At 72.5% G+C, this 14,795-nt stretch carries 13 protein-coding genes; 10 read left to right on the forward strand and 3 right to left on the reverse strand.

Going from position 1 to position 14,795, the window contains the following annotated elements:
- Nucleotides 1-166 precede the first annotated feature (166 nt).
- The 4 genes from ACWDYF_RS35075 to ACWDYF_RS35090 all read left to right on the forward strand — a co-directional run bounded on the left by ACWDYF_RS35075 (nt 167) and on the right by ACWDYF_RS35090 (nt 2,597).
- The gene (locus ACWDYF_RS35075; protein ID WP_381744840.1) at nt 167-979 is read left to right on the forward strand and encodes a TetR/AcrR family transcriptional regulator; all 813 of its coding nucleotides are present in this window, start codon (nt 167-169) and stop codon (nt 977-979) included.
- Nucleotides 980-1,163: 184 nt separating this feature from the next.
- Nucleotides 1,164-1,634: a hypothetical protein gene (locus tag ACWDYF_RS35080; RefSeq protein ID WP_389473704.1), complete on the forward strand. Its 471-nt coding sequence runs from the start codon at nt 1,164-1,166 to the stop codon at nt 1,632-1,634.
- A gap of 74 nt (nt 1,635-1,708) precedes the next feature.
- On the forward strand, nt 1,709-2,101 hold the full coding sequence (locus tag ACWDYF_RS35085; RefSeq protein WP_381744842.1) for a helix-turn-helix domain-containing protein: 393 nt from the start codon (nt 1,709-1,711) through the stop codon (nt 2,099-2,101).
- 85 nt (nt 2,102-2,186) lie between these two features.
- Complete coding sequence (locus tag ACWDYF_RS35090; protein ID WP_381744843.1) at nt 2,187-2,597, forward strand: VOC family protein; 411 nt, start codon at nt 2,187-2,189, stop codon at nt 2,595-2,597.
- A 33-nt stretch (nt 2,598-2,630) separates the two neighbouring features.
- Here ACWDYF_RS35090 and ACWDYF_RS35095 read toward each other — a convergent pair whose 3' ends face one another.
- Entirely contained in the window at nt 2,631-3,269 is a 639-nt protein-coding gene (locus tag ACWDYF_RS35095; RefSeq protein WP_389473701.1) for a TetR/AcrR family transcriptional regulator, read from the reverse strand.
- A 102-nt stretch (nt 3,270-3,371) separates the two neighbouring features.
- On the opposite strand from ACWDYF_RS35095, the gene ACWDYF_RS35100 reads away from it, so the two are divergent.
- On the forward strand, nt 3,372-4,418 hold the full coding sequence (locus ACWDYF_RS35100) for an aldo/keto reductase (RefSeq protein WP_389473699.1): 1,047 nt from the start codon (nt 3,372-3,374) through the stop codon (nt 4,416-4,418).
- Between the two features lie 87 nt (nt 4,419-4,505).
- On the opposite strand, the gene metX is transcribed toward ACWDYF_RS35100, so the two are convergent.
- Together metX and ACWDYF_RS35110 are read right to left on the reverse strand one after the other, a co-directional pair.
- A complete protein-coding gene (metX, locus tag ACWDYF_RS35105; RefSeq protein ID WP_389473741.1) occupies nt 4,506-5,672 on the reverse strand; it encodes a homoserine O-acetyltransferase MetX in 1,167 nt (388 codons plus the stop codon).
- A complete protein-coding gene (locus ACWDYF_RS35110) occupies nt 5,669-7,033 on the reverse strand; it encodes a bifunctional o-acetylhomoserine/o-acetylserine sulfhydrylase (RefSeq protein WP_389473697.1) in 1,365 nt (454 codons plus the stop codon). Before ACWDYF_RS35110 ends, metX begins: the two co-directional genes overlap by 4 nt.
- Nucleotides 7,034-7,662: 629 nt before the next feature.
- On the opposite strand from ACWDYF_RS35110, the gene ACWDYF_RS35115 reads away from it, so the two are divergent.
- The 5 genes from ACWDYF_RS35115 to ACWDYF_RS35135 all read left to right on the forward strand — a co-directional run bounded on the left by ACWDYF_RS35115 (nt 7,663) and on the right by ACWDYF_RS35135 (nt 14,770).
- Entirely contained in the window at nt 7,663-8,592 is a 930-nt protein-coding gene (locus tag ACWDYF_RS35115) for a DUF1684 domain-containing protein (RefSeq protein WP_389473695.1), read from the forward strand.
- Nucleotides 8,593-8,893: 301 nt separating this feature from the next.
- Complete coding sequence (locus ACWDYF_RS35120; protein WP_389473693.1) at nt 8,894-9,877, forward strand: ABC transporter permease; 984 nt, start codon at nt 8,894-8,896, stop codon at nt 9,875-9,877.
- Between the two features lies 1 nt (nt 9,878).
- Complete coding sequence (locus ACWDYF_RS35125; RefSeq protein ID WP_381744848.1) at nt 9,879-10,880, forward strand: ABC transporter permease; 1,002 nt, start codon at nt 9,879-9,881, stop codon at nt 10,878-10,880.
- Nucleotides 10,877-12,961 (forward strand): dipeptide ABC transporter ATP-binding protein, encoded by a 2,085-nt coding sequence (locus ACWDYF_RS35130; RefSeq protein ID WP_389473691.1) that lies wholly within the window; start codon nt 10,877-10,879, stop codon nt 12,959-12,961. Before ACWDYF_RS35125 ends, ACWDYF_RS35130 begins: the two co-directional genes overlap by 4 nt.
- Nucleotides 12,962-13,087: 126 nt before the next feature.
- Complete coding sequence (locus ACWDYF_RS35135; protein ID WP_389473689.1) at nt 13,088-14,770, forward strand: ABC transporter family substrate-binding protein; 1,683 nt, start codon at nt 13,088-13,090, stop codon at nt 14,768-14,770.
- The last annotated feature ends 25 nt before the right edge of the window (nt 14,771-14,795 follow it).

The raw sequence follows: 14,795 nt of genomic DNA on the forward strand, positions 1-14,795 counted from the left end.
CTGTTCACTGTACCTGAACACTGCTCATCCAGAGAACGGCGTTCATCAAGATATAGCGCAACTCGGCGACCCGGACAAGATATATCGCGTACTGTTCATCCTCCCGGTGCGTACCGGCGCCCGGCCGGAAGGTGAACAGTGTTCTCCGGTTGCCTAGACTGTGCTCATGAACGACGCGGCCGCCGACACCCCCGGGTCCCCTCCGCCCACTCCGTGGGAGCGCAGGCGCCCCTCCCGCCCCCGCCTCACGCCCGCGCGCACCCCGCTGTCGCGCGAGCGCATCGTGGACGCCGCCTTCGACGTGCTGGACCGGCAGGGGCTCGACGGGCTGTCGATGCGCCAGGTGGCGGCCGGGCTGGACGTGACGGTCTCCGCCCTCTACGCGCACGTCAGTTCCAAGGACGACCTGCTCCAGCTCATGTACAACCGGCTCTTCGAGGGCGTCGAGATGCCCGAGCCCGACCCCGGGCGCTGGCAGCAGCAGTTGCGCGACTACGCCCGCTCGGGGCGCCGGCGTCTGCTGGCCCACCGGGACATGGCCAGGATCTCCATGGCCCACGTCCCCTTCACCGCCGAACTGCTGCCGCAGGTCGAGTCGTTCCTCGGCATCCTGCGGACCGCGGGACTGCCGGACCGTATCGCGGCCGAGGCCGGTGACCTCATCTCCACCTACATCGACAGCTTCGTCATGGGCGAGACCATGTGGCAGGGGCGTGCCGACCGGGACGAACACGGCGTGTCCGCCGACGCCGGTCCGGACTGGAGCGAGATCGCCGAGGAGATGCGGACGTACTTCGCGTCCCTGCCCGAGCGCGACTTCCCCCATCTGCACGCCCTGGCCGGGCTGATGGTCACCGAGTCCGCCGACGAGCGGTTCGACATCGGCCTGGAGATCATCCTGCGCGGACTCGCGAGCTATCTCCCGGACGCCCGGACCGGCACGGCCCCGGACGACGGCGAGCCGCCGCGCGTCGGCTGACCGGCCGGCCTGTGCCGACTGACACGTATCACCCGGGTGCCGCGCACGGGTGTCCGGCGCTCCGGACGCGCACGAGCGGGCCGCGCCGGGACTGGACGCGGCGCGCGGCGGGGAGACTCGGGGCAAGCGCGCCGGTGACTCGCGTACCGGCGCGGCCGTCGGCGGAAGGAATCGGTGGCCTCGGATGGATCCGGTGTCGGTGGCTCTGCTCGGCGCGCTGGCGGGCGGTGCCGGTGGTGAGCTGGGACAGCAGGCATGGGCGGGACTGACCGCGCTGGTGCGGCGGCCGTTCCGGCGCTCCGCCGAGGACGGCGGCGCGGACGGCGGTGCGCCGCCGGTCGTTCCGGGGCAGCGCGAACTGGCCAGGCTGGGCGAGGATCCGGGCGATCCGCGGCGGGCGCAGGAGCTGAGCGCGGCACTGGCCCGGCGAGCCCTGTGGGACATCGGCTTCCGCCACGACCTCGAAGCCTGGTACACGCGGACCAGGACCCTCGGCATCGAGGAGGGCGCGGTGCGCAACACCGTCAGCGGCGGCACCCAGAATGGCCCGGTGCTCCAGGGCCGGGACTTCTCCGGCGTCTCGTTCGGCGCCCCGGCGCCGCCCCCGCCCCCGGCTCCTCGCACCGCCGCCCCGGACGAGGATGCGGGGGACTGAGGCCCGCCCACGGTCCGCCCGCGCCCGGCGGACCGTGCAACCGGCTCCCTCCCCGGCGGTGGGATGATGGCGGGGTGAGCCGGGCCGTGGAGGAGAGCAACCGCCGTATGCTGCGGGCGCGGGACGCGATGGACCGCGACTACGCGCGTCCGCTGGACGTGCCCGCCCTGGCCCGGATCGCGCATGTGTCACCGGCGCACTTCGCGCGGACCTTCCGGGCCGCCTTCGGCGAGCCCCCGCACCACTACCTGCGGCGCCGCCGGGTGGAGCGGGCGATGTTCCTGCTGCGCGGCACCAGTCGCAGTGTCACGGACATCGGGATCGAGGTCGGCTACGCCAGTACGGGCACGTTCAGCCGCACGTTCCGGGACATCGTCGGCAGGTCTCCGCGGACGTACCGCAAGGAGGCGGTGGCCGCGCGGGTCCCGACGTGCTTCACCATGGCCTGGACCCGGCCCGGTTCCTGACGTCGCGTCAAGCACGGTCCGGGGCCTCGGTGATCGAGCAGTTCCGGATAAGTTCTCCGTCCCGCCGCTCGGTAGCGTGAGCGTCATGTTCAACGCCATCACGCACTCGCAGATATACGTCCTCGACCAGAACGAGGCCCATGACTTCTACGTCGGCAAGCTCGGCCTGGAGGTCGCCGCCGACATCGACATGGGCTTCATGCGCTGGCTGACCGTCAGCGTCCCCGGCCGTCCCGAGCGGCAGATCCTGCTGGAGCGGCCGGGTGCCCCGGCGATGTCGGAGGAGGTCGCGGAGCAGGTGCGCGAGCTGGTGACGAAGGGGGCGATGGGCGGCTGGCTCATCCTCACCACCGACGACTGCCGCAAGACCTACGAGACGCTGCTGGCGCGCGGGGTGGAGTTCACCGAGGAGCCCACCGAGCGCCCGTACGGCATCGACTGCGGTCTGCGCGACCCGTTCGGCAACCGGATCCGCTTCACCCAGCCGAAGGACTGACCACCGGGGAGGGATCCCGCCGGGGGTGTCGGCTCACGCGCCCTCCCGCGTGGCCCCCGTGTCCCGCACCACGTAGGCGCCCGCCCGTGCGGCGGTCGCGGCTGCCTCGGCGGCCCGGTCGGCGGTGGCCTCGTCGAGCGGGTCGCCGCTGATCAGCAGCCGGTGGTAGAGGGGGGCGGAGACGGCGCGGATCACCTCCCGGGCGTCGGTGCCCGGGGGCACCTCGCCCCGCTCGACGGCCTGCCCGACACAGGGGGCCCACTCCTTGAGCCGGATGTCGTAGAAGCGGTGCAGCGCCTCGGCCGTCCGCGCGTCACATGTGGCGGCCGCGATCAGGGCCCGGAACAGCGCGCCCTGGCGCGGATCCGTCAGAGTGCGCCGCACCAGGCGGGCGTTGGCCCGCAGATCACCGAGGAGCGAACCGGTCTCGGTGCGCGGTACGGACTGCTCGGCCATGTCCGTCAGGAGATCGGCCAGCAGTCCTGTCACGGTTCCCCAGCGGCGGTAGACGGTCGTCTTGCCCACATCGGCGCGGCGGGCGACGTCGGCCAGGTCGAGGCGGGCGAAGCCGTGCTCCGCCAAGGAGTCCTCGGCCGCCCGCAGCACCGCCTGGCGCACCCGGGCGGTGCGCCCGCCCGGCCGTACGGTTCCCGGTTCGGCTTCGTCCGGCATAACGGCACTCCAGTTCCATTAACTCCACGGGCCTGCTACCTTTGGCGGCGGCTAACGAAACTATAGACCCGTTAGCCGGATCGTCGGTGAAAGGGGTCAGTCATGGAGTACAGGCGACTGGGCGCGTCCGGGCTCATGGTCCCGGCGCTGAGCTTCGGTGCCGGGACGTTCGGCGGGCAGGGACCGCTCTTCGGCGCGTGGGGCACGACCGGCGCGCAGGAGGCGCGGCGTCTGGTGGACATCTGCCTGGACGCCGGGATCACGATGTTCGACACCGCCGACGTCTACTCCGCCGGCGCCTCCGAGGAGGTGCTGGGGCAGGCGGTCAAGGGCCGCCGCGACCAGGTGATCATCTCCACCAAGGCCGGTCTGCCGACGGGGGACGGGCCGGGGGACGCGGGCTCCTCGCGCTCCCGGCTCATCACCGCCTGCGAGGACGCGCTGCGCAGGCTCGGCACCGACCACCTCGACCTGTTCCAGCTGCACGCCTACGACGCCGGAACACCCGTCGAAGAGGTGCTGTCCACGCTCGACACCCTGGTGCGGGCAGGCAAGGTCCGCTACACCGGGGTCTCCAACTTCTCCGGCTGGCAGGTGATGAAGTCCCTCGCCGCAGCGGAGAAGCACGGCCACCCGCGCCCTGCGGCCCAGCAGGTGTACTACTCCCTCCTCGGCCGCGACTACGAATGGGAGCTGATGCCGCTCGCCGTCGACCAGGGACTCGGCGCGATCGTGTGGAGTCCGCTCGGCTGGGGGCGGCTCACCGGCAGGATCCGCCGCGGAGCGCCGCTGCCGCCCGGCAGCCGTCTGCACCGCACCGCCGACTACGGGCCGCCCGTCACCGACGACCACCTCTACGGCGTCATCGACGCCCTGGAGGCCGTCGCGGCCGAGACGGGCAGGGCAGTGCCGCAGATCGCCCTCAACTGGCTGCTCGGGCGCAAGACCGTCTCCTCGGTCATCATCGGCGCCCGCGACGAGGAGCAGCTGCGGCAGAACCTCGGCGCCGTCGGCTGGAGCCTCACCCCCGAGCAGACCGCCCTGCTCGACGCGGCCAGCCACCGCACGGCGCCCTACCCGTACTTCCCCTACGAGCGCCAGGAGGGATTCGCCCGGGTGAACCCGCCGCTGTATCCCGCGCCCTGCTGAGAAGGCTCCGGAGAAGGGCGCCCGCTCCCGCGAGGGGGGGTTCCCGCTCCCGCGGAGCGCGAAGGACCGCCGTCCGTGCCGGGCGGGTCAGTCCCCGGCGGCGGCCCCTTCGAGCAGTTCCCGCACGAGCGCGGCGACCTGCTCCACCTCGACGAGGAAGCCGTCGTGGCCGTACGGGGACCGGATCGTGCGGAACCGCGCGGCGCGGATCCCGGCCGCCAACTCGGCCTGCTGGTACGGGGGATAGAGGCGGTCGGAGTCGATCCCCGCGACGAGGGTCCGGGCCGTCACCCGGCTCAGCGCGGACCGTGTCCCGCCCCGGCCGCGACCGACGTCATGGCTGTTCATGGCCTCGGTGAGGGCGACATAGCTGCCCGCGTCGAAGCGGCGCACGAGCTTGGCGGCGTGGTGGTCGAGGTAGGACTCGACCTGGTAGCGGCCGCCGCGCCAGGGGTCCTCCGCACCCTGCGGGGTACGGCCGAAGCGGTCCCGCAGCTCCGGTTCGCTGCGGTAGGTGAGGTGGGCGATGCGCCGGGCCAGCCCGAGACCCGTGTGCGGGCCGCGGCCCGGACCCGCGTCGTGGTAGTCGCCGCCCTGCCAGTGCGGATCGTCACGCACTGCGTGCAACTGGGCGTTCGCCCAGGCCAGTTGCTCCGCGCTCGCCGCGGCACCGGTGGCGAGCAGCAGCAGCGCGCCGGTCCGCTCCGGACGGCTCACCGCCCACTCCAGCGCCCGCATGCCGCCCATCGACCCGCCGACGACCAGCGCCCAGCGCCCGATGCCGAGCGCGTCGGCCAGGTGTGCCTCCGCCGCCACCTGGTCCCGTTGCGTCAGGAAGGGGAAACGGCTGCCCCAGCGGCGCCCGTCCGGGGCCGGGGAGGCAGGACCGGTGCTGCCCTGGCAGCCGCCGAGCACGTTCGGCGCGACGACGAACCAGCGGCGGGTGTCCAGGGCCCGCCCGGCGCCGACGAGTCCGTCCCACCAGCCGGGCCCGGGGTGGCCGGGCTCGGCCGGGCCCGCGACATGGCTGTCGCCGGTCAGCGCGTGCAGCACGAGCACCGCGTTGGAGCGGTCGGGCGCGAGCCGTCCCCATGTCTCGTACGCCAGGCGCACCCCGGGAAGCTCGCCGCCCGCCTCCAGGGGGAGCGGTGCCGCATGCTCGTACCACAGGCGGCGCCCCGGCGGATCCCCTTCCCGCCAGGCCCCGGAGGCCGGCGGCAGGGGGATCCCGGTGGGCGTCGGCACGGTGCTCAGGACGCGCCCTTCGCCGCGCGGAACCCCGCCTCCAGGTCGGCCTTGAGATCGGCGAGGCTCTCCAGCCCGACCGACAGGCGCACCAGACCGGGGGAGGCGCCGGTGGCCGCCAGTTGCTTCTCGTCGAGCTGGCTGTGCGTCGTGGACGCCGGGTGGATGATGAGGCTGCGCACGTCGCCGATGTTGGCGAGGTGGCTGAACAGCTCGACCGCGTCCACGAACCGCTTGCCTGCCTCGATGCCGTCCCGCAGCTCGAAGGAGACCACGGCACCGGCGCCCCGGGGCAGATAGGTGCGCGCCGCCGCGTGCCACTTGCTGGACTCCAGCCCCGGATAGTGCACGGCGGCGACCTCGTCCCGCTGCTCCAGCCACTCCGCCAGCGCCAGGGCGTTGGCCGAGTGCCGTTCGACGCGCAGGCTCAGCGTCTCCACGCCCTGGAGGAGCAGGAAGGCGGAGTGCGGGGAGAGCGCCGGGCCGAGGTCCCGCAGCAACTGGACCCGAAGCTTGACGGCGAACGCCCCCGGACCGAGCGCGGGCCAGTACCGCAGCCCGTGGTAGCTGGGGTCCGGTTCGGTGAAGTCCGGGAACCGCTCGGGGCGGGCCCCGAAGTCGAAGGTGCCGGCGTCGACGACGACACCCGCGATGGCCGTGCCGTGGCCGCCCAGGAACTTGGTCGCCGAGTGGACGACGATGTCCGCGCCGTGCTCGATCGGACGCAGCAGATAGGGGGTCGGGATGGTGTTGTCCACGATCAGCGGCAGCCCGGCCGTGTGCGCCACGTCGGCAACCGTCCGTACGTCGAGCACGTCGCCGCGCGGGTTGCCCAGCGTCTCGGCGAACAGCGCCTTGGTGTTCGGCCGGACCGCCGCCCGCCATGCCTCGGCGTCGTCCGGGTCGTCCACGAACGACACCTCGATGCCCAGCCTGGGCAGGGTGTGCCGGAACAGGTTGTAGGTGCCGCCGTACAGCGACGTGCTGGAGACGATGTGGTCGCCGGAGCCGGCCAGGGTCAGGATCGCCAGTGTCTCGGCCGCCTGCCCGGAGGCGAGCGCGACCGCCGCCACCCCGCCCTCCAGCGCGGCGACGCGCTGCTCGAAGACGTCCTGGGTGGGGTTGTGGATACGGGTGTAGATGTTGCCGGGCTCGGCCAGCGAGAACAGGTCCGCGGCGTGCTGCGTGTCCCGGAACACGAACGACGTGGTCTGGTAGACGGGCGTCGCCCGCGCACCGGTCGTCGGGTCGGGTGCGGCGCCCGCGTGGATCTGCTTGGTCTCGAAGGACCAGGCGGAGGTGTCGGGACCTGCGGGTTCCTCGTCCGCGGTGTGACCGGCGGTGACGGAGTCGACGGGCTGGCTGCTCATGGCGGTTGCTCCTTGTACGGGGAGGGTCGTGCGGGGAGGGCGGGAACGCCCGGGGCACGGGGGAGGGGAGGCGGGGCGCGCGTGGCCGTGGAGGGACGCGCCGGGACGCGGGAGACGCCGGGGAACCGCACGGCCGACCCCGCCCGCCGCATGGGCGGGTGGACGGAGCGGTGCGGAACGGGGGAAGGACGCGGTCGGAGACCGGAGCGGGGGCTCAGCTCACGACGGAACAGGCCGTGGTGGTGACACGCACGTAGTCGACGTGGCGGCGGGTCACGAGCACGGTCATGGGGCCAGGTAACCACAGGGGAGCGCCCGCGCACCAGCGCCTCGCGGCCGTTCCCCCGTGCGGGCGGCGGGCCTGGCGCGCCGTTGACACCTTTCGCGCCGCGTGCTTGCATCCCGGCATGCCTCCGTCGGAGCCGCTGACCCGCCGCCGTGCCGTGGACCTCGTCCGCGTGGCCGCCGCGCTGTGTCGTCCGCTCGCGGACTGACCTCCCTCAACTCCCCTGTTCCTGGCGGGCGTTCCCCGGCGTGGCGGGACGCTGCCCGGAACCGGTGCCGCTCGTCCCGTCCCCGGGCGCCGCCGCACGCACCGCACACACCCGCACATCCGGCAAGGAGCACACATGACCGTCCAGGACACCGGCCGGAACACCGGCCGGAACACCGCCCGGTCCACCGATCGGTCCACCGGTCAGGACACCGCTCAGGACGGCGGTCAGGACACCGCCCAGGACACCGGTCAGGACGTCGACCGGAAGAGCTTCGTCGCGGCCTGGGAGCGATGGCACCGGCAGAAGGAGGAGGTCCTCTCCGCCCCGCACGGATTCCTCGCGATCACGAGCCTGCACCGGCTGAGCGCGCGGCCCACCCGGTTCGAGGACGCGCCGGGAGCCTGGTCCAGCACCGACGAGGGGGTGGCGGTCGACCTCGCCGAGGGCGAGGAGCTGACACTCGACGGCCAAGTCCTGCGCGGCCGCCACGACTTCGGGGTGATCGCCGAACGCGACAGCCTGTACCCCGCCGCCGGTGACGCGGTCGTCGAGATCGCCAGGCGCGGCGGCCAGGACATCCTGCGCCCCCGCCACCCCGGCAACGGGCTGCGGACGTCCTTCATCCACACCCCCGCCTACGAGCCGGATCCCCGCTGGGTCCGCACCGGCCGCTTCCTGGCGTTCGAGGAGCCCCGGCCGGTCACGGTCGGCGCCGCGGTGCCCGGCCTCGAACACGTCTATGACGCGCCCGGTCAGGTCGAGTTCACCCTGGACGGCGCGGTGCACCGGCTCACCGCCTTCAACGGCAGGGCACCCGGCAGCCTGCTGGTGCTGTTCACGGACCGCACTTCGGGCGTGACGACGTACGCGGCCAACCGCTCCCTCCAGATCGCCGCGCCGGACGCCGACGGCCGGGTGACCGTCGACTTCAACCGTGCCGGGAACCTGCCCTGCGCCTACACCGACCTGGCCACCTGCCCGCTCCCGCCGGCCGGGAACCGGCTGCCCGTCGCGGTGGAGGCGGGGGAGCGGATCCCGCTGGAGCGGGGCGGGAGCGACTGACTCCCGCGCGCCGGTCCGTACCCGATCCGCGCGGGGACCGGCGTGAACGTAACAGCGGGACCGACCAAGATCATCCGAATTGCACCCGTATACCGGGATGTTTGCTACAGCGACATGTCGACCTCGTGGCGGCACCGGCGAAACGCTGGTGCCGCACCCTCGGTACGGACCAGGCTGACCCGCACACCCCGTGTGTCACTGTTCCGCACCCGCAGAAAGCCGCACCTCGCATGTACTCGACCTGTTCCTCCGGCGCGCCCCGAACGGCGCACACCCCCAGTGCGGTGAGGAGGTGCCGCGCATGCTGCGCCATGTGACACGCAAGGCGGCGGGCTGGCTTCTGATGATCGCGATCGCGACCAACGCAACGTATTTCCTGGCGAGTTGGTTCCTCGACCCGCGTTCGAACTACCGCGAGCTGCGGCCCGTGCGCACCGAGGAGCAGATCGACCGGGCCCTCGCGCCGTACAACCTGGACCCCCGGGTGCCGCTCGTGCACCGCTGGTGGGACTGGCTCACCTCGGTCACCCTGCACTTCGACTGGGGCACCTCGCCCACCGGGGTCCCCGTCAACGGCGAGGTCGGCTATCGCGCCCTCGTCAGCGCGGAACTGGTCGTCGTCGCGACCGTCCTGTCCGTGGTGATCGGCGTGGCGCTCGGCGTCCACACCGCCGCCCGCCAGTACGGCTGGGCGGACCGGGTGACCCAGGCCCTGTCCGTCCTCGTGTTCAACATCCCCACCTCCGTCGCCGCCCTCGCCGTCGTCTTCGTCGCGATCTGGCTGAACCAGCACGCCGGACTGCACTTCCTCTACGTCGCCGGTGAGAACTCGCCCGACGTACAAGGGCTGTTCCCCACCCTGGGCGACCGGTTGCTGCACCTGATCCTGCCGACCCTGACCCTCACCCTGATGGGCTACGTCGGCTACCACCTGACCCAGCGCTCCCTGCTCCTCGACACGATCGACGCCGACTTCGTGCGCACCGCGCGGGCCACCGGGCTCACCCGCGCCCAGGCCATCCGCAAGCACGCCCTGCGCTCCGCGCTCATCCCGACCGCGGCGTCCGTGGCGTTCAGCGTCCCGGCGGTCTTCACCGGCGCCGTCATCACCGAGACGATCTTCGGCTGGAACGGCATGGGGCGGTACTTCGTCCAGACCATCAGCAACAACGACGTGCACGGCACGGTCGCCACCGCCGCCTTCGCCGCGGCGCTCACCGCCGTCGGCGCGATCCTCGCCGACCTCGCCACGGTCTTCCTCGACCCGAGAGTGCGGGTGAGCTGACATGTCCACCGATGCGACTCCCGGCCCGGCGGCACACCCGGTCCCCGCACCGGGGCCTGTACCGGGGCCCGTACCGGCGACCGGCCCGAGCGGGCGGCGGCGCACACCGCGCGGCACACCCGGCGCGGACCGGCCCGCACACCTCGGCCTCGGCCGCCTCTACCTGCGGCGCTTCCTGCGCAACCGGCTCGCCGTCGTCGGCGTGCTGATCCTCCTGCTGCTGGTGCTGTTCAGCGCCCTCGGCGGCCGGTTCACCCCCTACAGCCACACCGACGCCGACTTCGCCGCGCTCACCCGGCCGCCGAGCGCCCTGCACTGGTTCGGCACCAACCAGGGCGGCAACGACATCTACGCCTGCGCCGTGCACGGGCTCCAGCGCTCCCTGACCATCGCCGTGAGCGTGTCGGTGCTGACCATCGCGCTCGCCGCGGTGATCGGTTCCGGCGCCGCGTACTTCGGCGGCCGGGTGGAACGCGCGACGCTCGCCGTCATCCACTTCCTCCTCGTCGTGCCCTCGTTCCTGATCCTCGCTCTCGTCTCGCACCGGCTGGCCGGTGACTGGCGCGTCCTGATCGTCGTGCTGACCGTGTTCGGCTGGATGCCGACCGCACGGATCATCTGGTCCGTCTCGACGTCCCTGCGCGAACGGGACTATGTGAAGGCGGCCGAGTTCATGGGGGTCGGCCCGCTGCGCGTCATCCTGCGCCACATCATCCCCAACCTCGGCTCCCTGCTGATCGTCAACCTGACCCTCGGTGTCGTCGCGACCGTCCTCAGCGAGACGGCCCTGTCCTTCCTCGGGTTCGGCGTGCAGACACCGGACGTCTCCCTCGGCACGATGCTCGCGGACGGCGCGGGCACCCTCACCAGCGCACCGTGGCTCTTCGCCTTCCCGGCGGGGCTCGTCGTCCTGCTCACCGTGTCGATGACCTTCATCGGCGACGGACTGCGCGACGCCCTCGACCCCACCTCGGTGACCGGCTCGGCAGGAGGCCGACGATGACTCTCGCCACCCCCCTGCCCGCCCCGGCACCCGCCGCCGGGCCCGTCCCGGTCCTGTCCGTACGGGACCTGCGCGTCACCTTCCCCTCCGAGGCGGGACCGGTCGAGGCGGTACGCGGCGTCAGCTTCGATCTGCTGCCCGGCCGCACCCTGTGCGTCGTCGGCGAGTCCGGATCCGGCAAGTCGGCCACCGCCATGGGCATCATGGGGCTGCTGCCGCCCGCCGCCGAACTGCGCGGACAGGTACTGCTCGGCGGACAGGACCTCGTCGGCCTCGACGACCGGGCGCTGTCGAAGATCCGCGGCAACTCCATCGGCATGGTCTTCCAGGACCCGCTGTCCGCCCTCACCCCCATCTACTCCGTGGGCAGGCTGCTCTCCGACGCGCTCCGCGTCCACCAGGACCTGACGAAACGGGCCGCCTGGGAGCAGGCCGTCGCCCTCCTCGACCTCGTCGGCATCCCCGACCCGCGCGGCCGGGCCGGTGCCTTCCCGCACGAGTTCTCCGGCGGCATGCGCCAGCGCGTCGTCATCGCCCTGGCCATCGCCAACCGGCCCGCCGTGCTCGTCGCCGACGAACCCACCACCGCGCTCGACGTCACCGTGCAGGCCCAGATCCTGGACGTACTGCGGCTGGCCCAGCGGGAGACCGGCGCCGGGCTCGTCCTCATCACCCACGACCTCGGGGTGGTCGCGGGACACGCCGACGACGTCGCCGTCATGTACGCGGGCCGCTTCGTGGAGCACGCCGGCGCCGGAGAACTCTTCCGGCGGCCGAAGATGCCGTACACCGCGCGGCTGCTGGCCGCCGTACCCACCGTCGACGGCGGCACCCGCCGCCCCCTGGTCCCCATCGGCGGGGAACCGCCCGCCCTGGTCGGACTCACCGGCGGCTGCCCCTTCGCGCCGCGCTGCGCCGTCGCCCTCGACAGCTGCCGCACCGCCGAACCGGAGCTGCTCCCCGTCGCCGGGCACGGCAGCGCGGCCTGCCTGCGCGCCGCCGAGATCGCCGACGGCTCCCTGGACCCCACCGGCGGCGCCGCGCCCGCCGGGTCGCCCGCCGCCCCGGACCCGACCGCGACCGGTGAGGTGGTGCTCCGGGTCGAGGACCTGGTCAAGACGTTCCCCGTCACCAAGGGCGCCCTGCTCAAGCGCCGCGTCGGCACGCTGCGCGCCGTCGACCGGGTCGGCTTCGAACTGCGCGCGGGGGAGACGCTCGGCCTGGTCGGCGAGTCCGGCAGCGGCAAGACCACGACCCTGCTGGAGATCCTGCGGCTCGCCCGGCCCGAGGGCGGCCGCATCGAGATCGGCGGCACCGACGTCGCCACCCTCGACTCCCGTGGCCGCGCACGGGAGTTGCGGCGGGACGTGCAGATCGTCATGCAGGACCCGATGGGCGCCCTGGACCCCCGGCTGCCCGTCTTCCACTCGCTGGCCGAACCGCTGCGGGCGACCGGCCACGACCGCGACTCGATCCCCGCCCGGGTCCGCGAACTCCTGCGTCTGGTGGGCCTGGACGACACGGTCGGCGACCGGTTCCCGGCCGCGCTCTCCGGCGGCCAGCGCCAACGGGTCGGCATCGCCCGCGCCCTGGCGACCGAACCGAAGCTGCTCGTGCTCGACGAACCGCTGTCCGCGCTGGACGTCTCGGTACAGGCCGGTGTGATCAGCCTGCTGGCCCGGCTCAAACGGGAACTCGGGCTCGCCTACCTGGTGGTGGCCCACGACCTCGCCGTGGTCCGGTACATCGCCGACCGCATCGCGGTGATGTACCTGGGACAGATCGTCGAGACCGGGGAGACCGAGGCCGTCTTCGCCGGGCCGCGGCACCCCTACACCCGGGCGCTCCTGTCGGCGGTCCCGGTCCCCGACCCGGAGCGCGAACGCACCCGCGAACGTGTCGTGCTGGAGGGCGAGCCGCCCAACGCGGCCCGCCCGCCCGCCGGTTGCGTCTTCGTCGACCGCTGCCCGCTGTACCGCCTCGCCGACGAGGAACTGCGCCGGCGCTGCCGTACCGAACGTCCGGCCCAGACCCCCGCCGCCGACGACCCGGGCCACCGCTACGCCTGTCACGCCGTCTGAGCATCCCCGGCGACGGGCATCCCGCCCGCTCCCCGAGTCCGTACCCGGCACGCCGCCCCGCGCCCGTCACCGGCGGCGCCGCGCCGTGCCCTCACCCACCCCACTCCCCGAAGGAAACACCCCGCCATGCGCGCAAGACTGGCCCTGCCCGTCGCCCTGATCGCCGCCGTCACCGTCACCGCCACCGCGTGCCGGTCCGCCACCGGCACGGACTCCGCCGCCCCGGGCGCGAACAACAGCCCCACGGCCGCCTCGTCCGTCGCCGACTACAACCCGGTGCCCTACGACCGGATCAAGGACGGCGGCAGCTACACCACGGTCGGCACCTTCGACGACCAGGGCAACCCCTTCCATGTGAACTCCACACTGACCGCGTCCCGCGTCTGGGCCTGGTACAACGCCGTCGCGATCACCTACTCGCCGACCGGCGAGGTGCAGTACAACCCGGACTACTTCAGTGAGGTGAAGGTCTCGGTGAGCGGCGGCGACCAGAAGGTCGTGCTGACCATCAACCCCAAGGCCGTCTTCAACGACGGCACCCCCATCGACTGGACCGCCGTCAAGGCCACCTGGCAGGCCAACAACGGTTCCGACAAGTCCTTCTCCGCCTCCTCCACGGACGGCTACTCCCAGATCACCTCGGTCGTCGAGGGCGCGGACGCCAAGCAGGCCGTCATCACCTTCAAGGGCGTCAACGCCTCCTGGTCCGCCCTGTTCACCACCTTCCTGCACCCCAAGGCAGCGACCGTCCAGAACTTCAACGACGCCTACGTCAAGAAGGCGCACCCGGAGTGGGGCACGGGCCCCTACACCGTCGGCACATGGGACACCCACTCCGGCAACATCACCTTCGTACGCAACCCCAGGTGGTGGGGGAAGAAGGGCAAGCTCGACAAGCGCGTCTACGTCAACCTGGAGTCGGCCGCGGCCGTCAACGCCTTCAAGAACGGGCAGCTCGACTACGTCGCCGTCGGCGACGCCGAGAGCCTCAAGCAGATCAAGGGACTCAAGGGCACGGAGATCCGCAGCGGCGGCAGCCCCTTCGAGTACTCGCTCTACTTCAACACCAGGTCCACCGTGCTCGCCGACCCGGCCGTGCGCAAGGCCATCGAGGAGAGCATCGACCGCGCGCAGATCGCGAAGATCCAGTTCCAGGGCCTCGACTACACCGAACCGCTGCCCGGTTCGGCCATCCTCTACAGCTTCCAGAAGAATTACCGGGACAACGTCTCCGCCGTCCTCAAGTACGCGCCCGACGAGGCCGGCAAGGCGCTCGACGCGGCGGGCTGGAAGCCCGGATCCGACGGCATACGCGCCAAGGACGGCAAGAAGCTCGAAGTCGGCTACACCCTCCTCGGCGACGACGCCCTGGGCAAGGCGACCGCCGGCGCCTTCGCGGCGATGCTGAAGACCGTGGGCGTCCGCCTCGACATCAAGAAGGCCGACGAGTCGGAGTTCTCCAGCATCCTCAGCGACCGCAAATTCGACCTGTTCCTGTCGGGCAACCGCTCCATGGACCCGTTCGGCGCCCGCTATCTGTGCGACTTCTACTGCTCCGACCGCGACTCCAACCTCACCGGCGCGGGCTCCCCGGCCCTCGACAAGGAGATCCGCTCCGTCGCCCAGGTCGCCGACCTCACCGCGCAGGCGAAGAAGGCCAACGAGGTGGAACGCCGGGCGCTCCAGCAGTACGCCTTCCTCCCGCTGTTCAGCGGCCCCTCCACCTACGGGGTGAAGAAGGGCCTCGCCAACGTCGGCGCGACCATCTTCCACAACCCCCTCCCGGAGACGGTCGGCTGGCAGAAGTGACGTACCACCGGGGACGGCGGGCCAC

The organism is Streptomyces sp. NPDC003284, assembly GCF_053589675.1.